This is a genomic window from Pseudonocardia sp. ICBG601, assembly GCF_020496245.1.
Window position 1 is genome coordinate 45,057 of sequence record NZ_JAHLJA010000022.1, and the last position, 11,512, is coordinate 56,568.

General features: G+C 64.8%; 6 protein-coding genes, 3 pseudogenes and 1 other annotated feature. Of the genes and pseudogenes, 4 read left to right on the forward strand and 5 right to left on the reverse strand.

Going from position 1 to position 11,512, the window contains the following annotated elements; genetic code table 11:
• Positions 1 to 104: 104 nt before the first annotated feature.
• Together murJ and KPL57_RS08270 are read right to left on the reverse strand one after the other, a co-directional pair.
• Complete coding sequence (gene murJ, locus KPL57_RS08265; RefSeq protein WP_226351130.1) at positions 105 to 1,844, reverse strand: murein biosynthesis integral membrane protein MurJ; 1,740 nt, start codon at positions 1,842 to 1,844, stop codon at positions 105 to 107.
• 941 nt (positions 1,845 to 2,785) lie between these two features.
• Positions 2,786 to 3,331 carry a hypothetical protein gene (locus KPL57_RS08270; protein WP_226351131.1) on the reverse strand — a complete coding sequence of 182 codons (546 nt, stop codon included), beginning with the start codon at positions 3,329 to 3,331 and terminating at the stop codon, positions 2,786 to 2,788.
• A 380-nt stretch (positions 3,332 to 3,711) separates the two neighbouring features.
• On the opposite strand from KPL57_RS08270, the gene KPL57_RS08275 reads away from it, so the two are divergent.
• The 3 genes and pseudogenes from KPL57_RS08275 to KPL57_RS71885 all read left to right on the forward strand — a co-directional run bounded on the left by KPL57_RS08275 (position 3,712) and on the right by KPL57_RS71885 (position 7,510).
• Positions 3,712 to 6,681 carry a Tn3 family transposase gene (locus KPL57_RS08275; protein ID WP_226351132.1) on the forward strand — a complete coding sequence of 990 codons (2,970 nt, stop codon included), beginning with the start codon at positions 3,712 to 3,714 and terminating at the stop codon, positions 6,679 to 6,681.
• 246 nt (positions 6,682 to 6,927) lie between these two features.
• Positions 6,928 to 7,290 (forward strand): annotated as a pseudogene (locus KPL57_RS71880) (recombinase family protein); the annotation flags it as partial.
• Positions 7,291 to 7,432: 142 nt separating this feature from the next.
• Positions 7,433 to 7,510, forward strand: a complete 78-nt coding sequence (locus KPL57_RS71885; protein WP_226351185.1) for a hypothetical protein — start codon at positions 7,433 to 7,435, stop codon at positions 7,508 to 7,510.
• Positions 7,511 to 8,171: 661 nt separating this feature from the next.
• Here KPL57_RS71885 and KPL57_RS69485 read toward each other — a convergent pair.
• Together KPL57_RS69485 and KPL57_RS71890 are read right to left on the reverse strand one after the other, a co-directional pair.
• A complete protein-coding gene (locus KPL57_RS69485; RefSeq protein ID WP_308252827.1) occupies positions 8,172 to 8,396 on the reverse strand; it encodes an integrase core domain-containing protein in 225 nt (74 codons plus the stop codon).
• Between the two features lie 62 nt (positions 8,397 to 8,458).
• A pseudogene (locus tag KPL57_RS71890) lies at positions 8,459 to 10,227 on the reverse strand (IS3 family transposase).
• On the opposite strand from KPL57_RS71890, the pseudogene KPL57_RS08300 reads away from it, so the two are divergent.
• Positions 10,126 to 11,035 (forward strand): annotated as a pseudogene (locus KPL57_RS08300) (IS5 family transposase); the annotation flags it as partial. The pseudogenes KPL57_RS71890 and KPL57_RS08300 overlap by 102 nt on opposite strands.
• 54 nt (positions 11,036 to 11,089) lie before the next feature.
• Positions 11,090 to 11,218, reverse strand: a sequence feature (AL1L pseudoknot).
• Here the strand turns inward: KPL57_RS08300 and KPL57_RS08305 are convergent.
• The gene (locus KPL57_RS08305) at positions 11,179 to 11,499 is read right to left on the reverse strand and encodes a transposase (protein ID WP_226351134.1); all 321 of its coding nucleotides are present in this window, start codon (positions 11,497 to 11,499) and stop codon (positions 11,179 to 11,181) included. (Overlaps the previous feature by 40 nt.)
• Between the last annotated feature and the right edge of the window lie 13 nt (positions 11,500 to 11,512).

An 11,512-nucleotide genomic window follows, 5' to 3' on the forward strand; every position in this document is an offset into this window, starting at 1 on the left:
TCGTCCCACTTGCCGCCGTAGATGGAGACGTCGAGGTCGTGGTGGTCGTCGTGGATCGTGGCGAGGTCAGCGAGCGAGTCATCATTTCTTCTTGCCCATGAGGCTTAGTTTGCTCCCATGTGATCTTTACGACCAAGAAGGTCGTTAATGCTGGGCGTTTTCAGTAATTTTAACGTGGCAAAAGTAAGGGATAGGGAGATAAGGGCTCCGGCAAGGAGCAGAGCCCACGCACGCACGAGGCCCGGGTAGGTCGCCAGCAGCGGCTCTGCCAGCTCCAGTGCACCCCGAGCAGCGACTGCGCTTAATCCTGCAGATAGGGAGACCCGCCAAAGAAAGTCTAGCACTTCACTGATCGGAATCTCCCCCATTTTTCGACGGAGAAGCCATTGGCTAGCGATGGCGGCCCAGATGAAAGAAAGAGAGTTAACCGCAGCAATCCCGATGACCACTTGCTCAGACGGCAGGACCATCGGACACAGAAGCAGAAGTGGCACCTTTAACGTGATCAGCCACAACTGGATTAGCGTCGGGGTGCGCGAGTCGCCCTGCGCGTAGAAGACGCGAATTTGTAGCATCATCACCGCGTACGGCAATATTCCAAATGCCGACCATGCAACAGTCAGACCAAGCCGTTCTGCGCCCGAGCCGCCCCCAGCACCGATCGAAAATAAGGCGATACCAAGGACGTCGCCAAAGGCGGTCATTACGGCAGCGACGGGGACTAAAGCCAGGGTGGATAACCTCACCCCTAGAGAAAAGTCATTAGCGAGCTGTCTAATGTCAGCGTTTGCTGCGGCCCGACTAAGCCGAGGCATCAGTGTGGTTAAAAGAGAGACTCCCAGAACGCCATAAGGAACTTGCAGTAACAACCAGGCATTCGTATAGGTGACAACAGAACCAGCATCAGCTGCTGTCGCTACACGCGTAGTGATAACGTAGCCGATCTGCCCCACTGCAACGTACCCAGTGACCCACAAGGCCATTCCGCCAGCTTGCGACAGTCTTGAGTCCCAACCCCATAGCGGACGATAATTGAATCCGACGCGCTTCATGTATGGTAGTAGCAGCAGTGTTTGCGCGACAACACCGATGGTTGTTCCTAAGCCGAGCACTAACAGCTTAGGCTCCCCCATAGTTATCGGGTTGATTGAAATCTCACCAGGGATTAGCGCATAGACCGCGAGCGTGGCGAGCACGACGATATTGTTCAGGACCGGAGCCCAGGCAAATGGGCCGAAAACTTGCTTCGAATTGAGAATCGCCCCGAGTAGCGCTCCCATGCCATAGAAAAAGATCTGCGGAAGAAGGAGCCAGGAGAATGCTGTGGTGAGCTCAGAGTTTGCGGGAGCTGCCTCACTCGCGCTAATCACGAGACGTGTCAATAAGGGCGCAGCTAGCACGGCTAGAATAGTTGCGACCAGGAGCGCAACTCCTGTAAGTGTTAGCAACTTTCTCGTGAACTTTTCGCCCCCATCAGCGTCGCCTTGAGCGCGGACTAGGACGGGGATCATTACACTGCTTAGAACCCCGCCGAGGAGCAACTCGTAAACGACATTAGGAAGCGTGTTAGAAATCGTGTATGCATCATTTAGAGATGCGAATCCAAGGATCGACACGACCGCGATGTTGCGAATGAAGCCAGTAACTCTACTGACGAGACTTGCAATCGCGACCAATCTGGATGATCTTAGTAATTCATGAGGAGGTCGCGTCGGCTCGCCGACAAGGCGGCCAGCTGGTGCATGCACTTGCTCTATCTCTTTAGTGACAGGTGAGACCTCGCCGACTAGTGGGGAGGGGATTTGCGTAAGAGGTTGCGTGCTCTCGGCGTCATCCCGGCGCATGATCACTGCGGTAAAGCTGTGTCTAGTAGAGAGACAGGGAGAATTTCGGCGAGGGCCGCGACCGGGGCGCGCTGGCCACAGCGAATTGTTTCCTCAAGCATGCTCTGGTGGAGATCAGCAGGAGCCGATTACCGTGGCCCCACGGATAGCTCCTGGACCAACCGGAATTAGTCCGGCGCCAAGGTAGCGGTCCTGACCTTGCGGTACGCAGACCTGAAAGTCGGGCCAGAATGCGCGGTCGACATTAATGCGCTGACCGTGACTGACGCAATTGCGCCAGTAGGCGGAAGACTCATGTTGTGAGATTCGTACGCTGCGAAACCCGCATGACTGCTGAGTCGGAGCAGAAATACTGGAGTGGGACGCTCCAGGCTGTGCGGCATCGGCAAGGCCGCTAAATGAAATTGCTCCCAAAGTGATAGCGCCACTGAGGAGAAAGGCTTTGCCAGCGGATCGCAAAAAAATAGACACAGTGTTCTCCAGATAGATTGGGCAGTTAGGCTGAGTGACTGACAGGCCAGACTGAGGAAGTAACTCCCCGGTAGCAGCCAGAAAAAGTATCAGATGAAGGGGATGTGGGTAGTTGAACAGGACGTGGACGATCTCGTGACGGATGCTGTGATCGCGCGAGGTTGTGCGGGTGGACGATGTAGTCGGTAGTCGTGGTCTTCACGCAGAACCAGTCCTGAACCCGAGCAGCGAGGAGCAGGGCATCCGGGTCGAGACGATCTCGATGGGGCGGTCTCGGTGGATGCTCAGCCGTCGGCATAGCTCGACCGGGTCGAGGTCGGGGGTCGCGCCGATCTCGGCGAGTGCGGTACGAGCGAAAGCCCGGAGTGCAGCGTCGGTGTCGTAGCTGCGCGTGGCTGTCGCATGCGGCGGGGTTCCCACGGTCGTGCTCCCGGAGAGATCGATCAGACACGGTGTGTCACGTGGGTTGATCATGCCCGCCGTCGCCGTTTGGTGGGCTTGTCGGTGACCGGCATTTCGATGCGTTGGCGCTGCGCGGTGCGCGGTGGGGGGCCGTTGGCGAGGTCGGGTAGGCGTCGGATGGTGTCGATGAGCCAGTCGCGGATGGACGGGTCGAGCTGGACGGCTCGGGCGGCGATCTCGCGGACCTGGGTGTCGCGCATCGCGTCGAGAAGCTGAAGATCGGCCTGCACGGCGTCGGAGTGGGCGTTGTCTTCGATGAAGTAGGTCGCAGGGATCTTGAAGAAGCGCCCGATGGATTGGAGCTTGCCGACGGTGGGGTCGGTGGCCTCGCCGCTGCGGAGCAGGCCGAGGTAGTTCAGGGAGGGGATGGACTGTTCGGGGGTGGAGTTCGCCTGAAGCCAGCGGATGACTTCGCGGTTGCTGTAGGGCCCACGGTCGTCGGGATGCAGCGTCGCGAACGCCCGGTTGAGTCGATCAGCCAGAGTCTGCGGCGGCAGCGCGGGCATGACCGTGTTGTCGCTGTCGCTGTCGCGGTGTTCGGTGGTCTCGCTCATGCCCGTCGGCGCTCTCCCCGTCTCGTTTCTCCCGAGCTGGGGCCGGGATAGCTTTTCCTCGGCTCGGCTCGGCTCGGCTCGGCTCGGCTCGGCTCGGCTCGGCTCGGCTCGGGTGCGCGTCGCTGAGAGTCGATGAGCTAGGGCCACAGCGTATCCCGCTCAGTAAGAGAGTGACACGCTGCGACCCTGTCGAGATTCTCTTGACAGGAGCGGTGTGTGCTGATCTGCTTCCGGTCAGTGACCGGCGGGCGCCCCCCGATGCCCTCCGGGAAGAAGGGGTGCCGGTAAGGATCGTGTCATCAGCCGCAAACGAGCGCTGGGGGCTTGACCCTGAATCTCTGGTCGCGGCGGTGTCCGGGGGGTGGGAGTAGCGTCCGTGCGTGGCGCGTGAGCTGGGTCAGGACGAACTGATCGATCGGTGGACGCTGGTCGAGGCCGAGCTGGCGATGGTGGCCGGCAAGCGTGGCGCGACGCGGCTCGGGTTCGCGGTGTTGCTGCGCTTTTACACCGAGCACGGCCGGTTTCCCCGCAGCCGGAGCGAGATCCCCGACGCCGCTGTGGACTACGTGGCCCGGCAGGTCGGTGTGCCGGTGACCGAGCTGGCGTTCTACGACTGGTCCGGCCGCACGATCGAGTTCCATCGCAGCCAGATTCGCCGGACACTGGGGTTCCGGGAGTGCAGCGTCGCCGACGCCGACAAGCTCACCGAGTGGCTGGTCACCACCGTCACCCAGACCGAGCGCGGCGCTGAACGTGTCCGTGACCAGCTGCTGGACCGGTGCCGGGAGGAACGTATCGAGCCGCCCACCGGCGGCCGCGTCGACCGGATCGTGCGCTCGGCGCTGCACCGCGGCGAGGAGCTGCTGTTCGCACGGGTGGCGATCCGCTTATCCGAGGCGGTGCGCGTTCGGCTGTTCGCCTTGGTCGCGGCCGGTGCCGATGACGACGGCCAACCCGGCGGGGACGGTGACGGGCCGGCGGTGCTGGCCTCGATCCGGTCCGATCCGGGCAACGTCAGCCTGAACACGATGTTGACCGAGATCGCCAAGCTGGAAGCGGTACGGGCGGTCGGCCTGTCAGCCGGCGTGTTCGCCGACATCGCCCCGAAGGTGGTCGCCGCCTGGCGGGCGCGGGCGGCGGTCGAGGCGCCCAGCCACCTGCGCGGACACGCGCCTGAGGTGACGCTGGCCCTGCTGGCGGCGTTGTTGCACTGCCGGGAACGGGAGATCACCGACACGCTGGTCGAGCTGCTGATCTCCACCGTGCACCGGATCAACGCCCGCGCCGAGGTCCGGGTGACCAAGGAGCTGATCAAGGAGTTCAAGCGGGTCACCGGCAAGGAGAACTTGCTGTTCCGGGTCGCCGAGGCGACCGTGAACGCCGGCGACCAGCTCGTGCGCGACACCGTGTTCCCGGTCGCGCCGCAGGCCGTGCTGGCCGACCTGATCGCGGAGTTCAAGTCCTCCGGGCCGACCTACCAGCGCACCGTGAAGGCCACGCTGAAGGGCTCCTACACCAACCACTACCGGACTGGGCTGATCAAGCTGCTGGACGTGCTGGAGTTCCGCAGCAACAACACCACCCACCGGCCGGTGCTCGACGCGCTGGAGCTGATCACCCGCTACGCCAGCGCCGGGAACCTGCACTACTACCCGGCCGGCGAGCACATCCCGGTCCATCGCGGCCTGAGCGAGGACTGGGAGGCGCTGGTTTACAAGGACGACAAGCGCCGCCGGCAACGGGTCGTGCGCATGGTCTACGAGGTGTGCACCTTCCAGGCGCTACGCGAGCAGTTGCGGTGCAAGGAAATCTGGGTCGTCGGCGCGGACACCTGGCGCAACCCGGCCGAAGACCTTCCGACCGATTTCGAGGACCATCGCGTCGAGCACTACCAGGCGCTGCGCAAGCCGCTGGACCCCAGCCAGTTCATCGCCGACCTGCAAGCCGAGATGCGCGCCGAGCTGGAGGCCCTGCACACCGCCCTGCCGGGCTGCGATTGGTTGTCGATTAGCGACCGCGCGGCTGGCGCGGTCAAGCTGGCCCCGCTGGAGGCCTCGCCGGAGCCGCGCAACCTGCGCCGGCTCAAGCAGGCTGTGCAGGCCCGGTGGGGCACGGTGCCGCTGATCGACATGCTCAAGGAGGCGGTGCTGCGCACCGGCTGCCTGTCGGCGGTGACCTCGGTCGCCGACCGCGGCACCTTGCCCGAGCACGTGCTGGCCGAGCGGTTGCTGCTGGCTATCTACGGGTACGGCACCAACACCGGCATCCGTGCGGTCGCCGGCGGCGAGCACGGGCATTCCGAGGACGAGATTCGCTACGCCCGGCGCCGCTACCTGAGCACCGAGGCCGCGCGGCAGATCGCGATCGAGATCGCCAACGCCACCTTCGCCGCCCGCCAGCAGACACTGTGGGGCGACGGATCCACCGCCGTGGCCAGCGACTCGACTCACTTCGGCGCGTTCGACCAGAACATCTTCACCGAGTGGCACTCCCGCTACGGCGGCCGAGGGGTGCTGATCTACTGGCACGTCGAGCGCGGCTCCGTGGTGATCCACTCGCAGCGGCTGAACTGCTCGGCCTCCGAGGTGCACGCGATGGTCGACGGCGCGATCCGGCATGGCACCGACATGCAGGTCGAGGCCAATTACGTGGACACGCATGGTCAGTCCGAGATCGGGTTCGGCATCACGAAGCTGCTCGGGTTCGACCTGCTGCCGAGGATCAAGCGGATCAACAAGGTCAAGCTGTACCGCCCGGCTGCTGGCGAGCCAGACGCCTGGCCGGGTCTGGCACCGGCGATGACCCGCCCGGTCCGGTGGGACCGCATCGCTGAGCAGTACGACCAGATGCTCAAGTACGCCACCGCGATCCGCGTGGGCACCGCCTCGACCGAGGCGATCCTGCGGCGATTCATGAAGGCCAACGCAGCGCACCCGACCTACCAGGCGATGATCGAGCTGGGCCGGGCGCAAAAGACCATCTTCTTGGCCCGTTACCTGCACAGCCGGGCACTCCAGCGAGAGATCCACGAGGGCCTGAACGTGGTCGAGTCGTGGAATCGGGCCAACGCGGTCATCTTCTACGGCAAGGGCGGGGACCTGGCCACCAACCGGCGCGACGAGCAGGAGATGAGCGTGCTGTGCCTGCGGATCTTGCAGGCCGCCCTGGTGTACGTGAACACCCTGATGATCCAGGACCTGCTCGCTGGCTCCGAGTGGGACGACGCGCTCACCGCTGAGGATCGGCGCGGGCTGACGCCGCTGTTCTGGGCGCACGTGCTGCCCTACGGCGAGGTGCGGCTGAACATGGACGCCCGTCTTCGCCTGGCCGCCGCCGCCTCCAGCGGCTGACTGGCCGGTCTCGAAACCAAGGTTCCGCGACAGCGTGCAGGCGAGTTCGGACATCGACATCACCCCAGGTCACGCTGTCTCACAATCTAACGTCGAAACACCGCCTCGAAACACGGCCACATGGTAAACTTATGAGACAGTTGCGGGAGGAAACGAGACGATCATGACCGGCGAGTCCGCCATTACCGACCCGCGGATCGCCGCCGCCCTGGATGCCGACCGGGACCAGGCCAGGACGGTGACGTGATGGAACTGGGCTACGCCCGCGTCTCGACCACACACCAGGACCTCGAACGACAGCTCGACGCCCTGGGCCACCACGGCATACCCGACGAGCGGATCTACACCGACAAGAAGACCGGCGCCACCATCGACCGGCCCGGCTTCACCGAGCTGCGCCGCTACGCCCGCTCCGGCGACACGATCATCGCGACCAACCTCGACCGACTCGGCCGCAATCTGCGCGAATGCCTCAACGTCGTGCACGAGCTGCGCGAGCAGGGCATCGGGATCAAGACCCTGAAGGACCCGATCCCGATCGACACCACCGACGACTCGCCGATGGCCGAACTCGCCGTCGCGCTACTGGCGCTGTTCGCACACATGGAACGAGTGTTCATGCGCGAACGCGCCGCCCACGCCCGCGAGGCCACCGCAGCCACGGGCAAACTGCCCGGCCGACCCCGCAAACTCGACCCCAACCAGCTCGCCGCGGCCCAGGCCGCTCGACACCGGCCAGACCGCCGACCAGATCGCAGCCGCGTTCGGCGTCAGCCGCGCCACCCTCTACCGCAACCTCACCGAAAATAAACCCGCTGACCAGCAATGATCGACTCGTTTGCGGCTGGTGACAACTCCCTTACCGGCGCCCCGAGTAAGGGGAGGGGCGGGGGTCAGCTCGGTGCTGCCGCGCCGCTTCCGGTCCTCGCCGCCGGCTGGGGGCGGCTGTGGTCCGGGTCGGCTTGCCCCCGACTCGTCGGTGCGGCTGCTGTGCGGTGCCGGTCGGTGTGGCTGTTCGGCTCGTCCTCGCCTGCGGCTCGGTCTTGCCGCCGTGCTGGGATTGTTCGGCCCGTTCGGTCTCCTGGTCGTTGCGCGCCCAGTCGTCCGCCGGACCGAATCCCACCACACCCATGCATCATCTGATGATCTTTGGCCCGGGTCGGGTAGGCTGCGACTCGTGTTGCGGGTGACGGCGGTCGGTGCGGGTGCGGTGGAGTACCTCGTGCGCGGGTCGGGTTGCGCTGCGCATCAGTCTGTTCGGTCGGCTGGGGAGGGTGTGGACGCGCCCGGTTACTACGAGAAGGCGGTGGCTGCGGGGGAGCCGTCGGGGTACTGGTTTGGCACGGGGATGGCCGGTCTGGGGTTGTCGTTCGTCTCGGGTGAGGTTGCTGCGGCGGATGATGTTCGGGCGGTGTTTGGGCAGTTGCGTCGGCCGGAGTCGTCGGTGAAGGCGCCGGTGTCAAGCCCCGGGTTTCGTAGAGGCTTGGTTCTCACGCTCCAGCGGGTTGCTGGGCGTGGTGGAGAGCTTCGTGCTCGACGGGTGGGATCAGGCCGAGTTCGCCGTGTAGCCGGCGGTGGTTGTACCAGTCGATGTATTCCGCGACGGCCAGTTCCAGATCGTTGATCCCTTGCCAGGGGCCCCGGTTGCGGACAAGTTCGGCTTTGAACAGCGAGTTGAACGCCTCGGCCATCGCGTTGTCGTAGGAATCACCCACGGAGCCGACCGAGGCGACCGCGTCGACGGGCCTTGACCCCGGATCTTGGACACGGTGGTTGATTACGCGGCTGTGGCTGTGACGGTAGCCCGGAGGGCCTGTTCGTAGGTGTTCGGGGACAGGTGCTGGCAGTAGGAGTGCCGTCGGCGGGTGTTGTAGCGGGTCAGCCATCTGAAGACCTGCCGTCGGCAGGTGGCCGCGTCGGGCCAGCAGGTGCTGTCCTGGAGGACCTCGCGTTTGACGGTGGCGTTGAACGACTCGGCCAAGGCGTTGTCCGCCGACGACCCGACCGCGCCCATGGAACGGGTCACCCCGAGCCGGTCGCAGAGCTCGGCGTAGGCACTCGAGGTGTAGACCGCTCCGTGGTCGCTGTGGAAGACCGCCCCGCGCAGCGACCCACGAGCCCGTTCCGCGGCGTGGAGCGCGTCGTTGACCAGGTCGGTGCGCATGTGATCAGCCAGGGCCCAGCCGGCGAGTTTGCGGGAGCAGCAGTCGATCACCGTGGCCAGATACAGGTTCGTCCCGCCTGCGAGGGGCAGGTAGGTGATGTCACCGACGTAGACCTGGTTCGGTGCTGGGGCGGTGAAATCCCGCCTGAGCAGGTCGGGCACCGTCTGCCGGGGCTGCTCGACGATCGTGGTGTGCACGCGGCGTCGGCGGCGGTAGCCGGCGATCCCGGCCGCGCGCATGACCCGCGCGACGCGTTTGTGGTTGACCCGATCGGCGGCGGCGACACCGTCGTTGAGCTCTGTGGTGGCCCGCGGCGCACCGATGGTGTTGTCGCCGTCATGGATCGTCTGGATCCGCGCCACCAACACCGCATCACCAGCGGCCCGCCGCGCCCGGACCGGGGCCGCAGCCAACCAGGCGTAGAACGACGACCTCGAGACGTGCACGAGCTCGCACAACCGCTTCACCTCGAAGGTGTGCCGGTGGTCAGCGACGAACTGGAAGCGGGTCACCAGCGCGTCTCCCCCGCGAAATACTTGGCCGCCCGCTGCAGGATCTCCCGCTCGGCGGTCAGCTTCTTCTCGCTGATCTCGAGTTCACGGACCCGGGCCTCGAGACGGGCGATCTTCTGCCCCGGTGGTTCCTCCCCACCCAGGCCCGACCCCGGCGTGGTACGCATGGGCTGTACCGGGCTGGGGCAGCTACTGCCATCAGCTGCGGTCTTGTTCCCCGTGCCGTGGACTTCGGCGAGTCGCTCACCGTACCGAACGGCAACATATTGGGCTCCGCGGTCGGAATGATGTATCAACTCGGCCAGATCGGCGCCGTCACGTTGACGGGTCCAGATTCCCATGTTCAACGCGTCCAGGGCGAGGTCGGTGTAGAGGTGGCGGGAGAGCTGCCAGCCCACGATCCGGCGGGAGAACACGTCCATGACGAACGCTGCGTACACCCACCCCGAGTTGGTCTTCACATACGTGATGTCCGCGACCCACATACGATTCGGTGCTGCAGCGGTGAAGTCCCGTTCGACCAGGTCCGAGCGTAGGTCCGGCCCCGCGCCCCGGGTGGTCGTGCGCGGCACCCGCAGGCGGGACACCCCACGTAGTCCTGCACGGCGCATGAGGCGTTCCACCGTGCACCGGGCGACGTGCCGGCCCGCGACGCCGCCTTCTCGTCGGAGTTGCGCCCACACTTTCTGGCTGCCGTACACGCTGAAGTTGTCCCGCCACACCCGCTCGATCTCCTTCAGGTTCTCGCTATCAGAGCGTGTTTGGAAATGGTGGGTGTGTCGGGATGGTCGACACGGCTGGGGTGCTCCATCGTGGTCGGCATGCAGGAACGACCGCGCCGGTACCCCTCGGACACCAGTGATGCCCAGTGGGTGGTGATCGAGCCGTTGTTACCGCCGCTCGCGCGGCGGGGGCGGCCTGTTGCTCATGCTCGTCGGGACGTGCTGGACGCGATCTTGTATGTCGTGCGGACCGGGTGTGCCTGGCGGGCGTTGCCGGTGGACTTCCCGCCCTGGCAGACCGTCTACTGGTACTTCAACCAGTGGGAACAGCAGAAGGTCACCGAGAAGATCCTCCCGGTCGTGCGGGGGCAGTTACGTATCGCCGAGGGCCGTGATCCGGAGCCGAGTGCGGGGATCATCGATTCCCAGTCGGTCAAGGGCGCCGACACCGTCGGCCAGGACTCCCGCGGCTACGACGCCGGGAAGAAGACAGGCGGACGGAAACGGTTCATCGTGACCGACACCCTCGGTCTGCTGCTGACCACGATGGTGTGCTCGGCCTCGGTACAGGACCGCGACGGCGCCAAGCCGATCCTGCTCAACCTCTACCTGCGCACCAGGGTGCGGTTCGTCTACGCCGACGCCGGCTTCGCCGGGCGACTGCTCGACTGGGCCGCCACGATCCTGCAGACAACGATCGAGATCATCCGCAAGCCACCCGAGCAGCGCGGATTCACCGTCCTCCCACGAAGGTGGGTGGTCGAACGGACCCTGGCCTGGCTCACCGCACACCGACGCCTGGCCCGAGACTACGAACGCCACCCCACCACATCCGAAGCCATGATCCGCTGGGCCGCGATCAACACCATCACCCGCCGCATCGCCCGTGGATACCCCGCCACCCGCCAGCAGAAACACACGACACCCTCAACCCACTAGAATTTCCAAACACGCTCTCAGTCAGAGACCGCGCCGAGGGCGGCCGAGTTTTCGACGCGTAGTAGGTACTCGGGGCGATCTTCACACCGGCATCAGTCAACACCGCGCAGATCGGCTCGACCCCGAAATCAGTCTTGTATCTATCGATGTAGTCGAGGACTACCGGCTGGGGCGGTCGAGCTCCGCTGCGAAAAAAGCCGACGCGGACTTCAAAATAGCGTTCGCGCGGCGTAACTCGCGGACCTCGCGTTCCAACTCCACCACGCGGGCCGCTTGATCTGTGGTCACACCAGGCCGAGTACCGGCATCGATCTCGGCCTGTTTCACCCAGCCCCGCAACGTTTCAGGGTTGATCCCTAACTGCTCACCGATCCGGCGACACACATTTCCTCCGCGCCCGCCCGGCTCCGCCTTCGCGTCCACCACCAACCGAACCGCACGTTCCCGCAGCTCATCGGGGTACTTCCTCGGAGCGACCATCCAACGATCATCC

Coding starts and splice junctions, on each gene's coding strand:
- KPL57_RS08305 (WP_226351134.1), bottom strand. CDS start 11,499: ATGGTCGCTCCGAGGAAGTACCCCGATGAGCTGCGGGAACGTGCGGTT.
- KPL57_RS08270 (WP_226351131.1), bottom strand. CDS start 3,331: ATGAGCGAGACCACCGAACACCGCGACAGCGACAGCGACAACACGGTC.
- murJ (WP_226351130.1), bottom strand. CDS start 1,844: ATGCGCCGGGATGACGCCGAGAGCACGCAACCTCTTACGCAAATCCCC.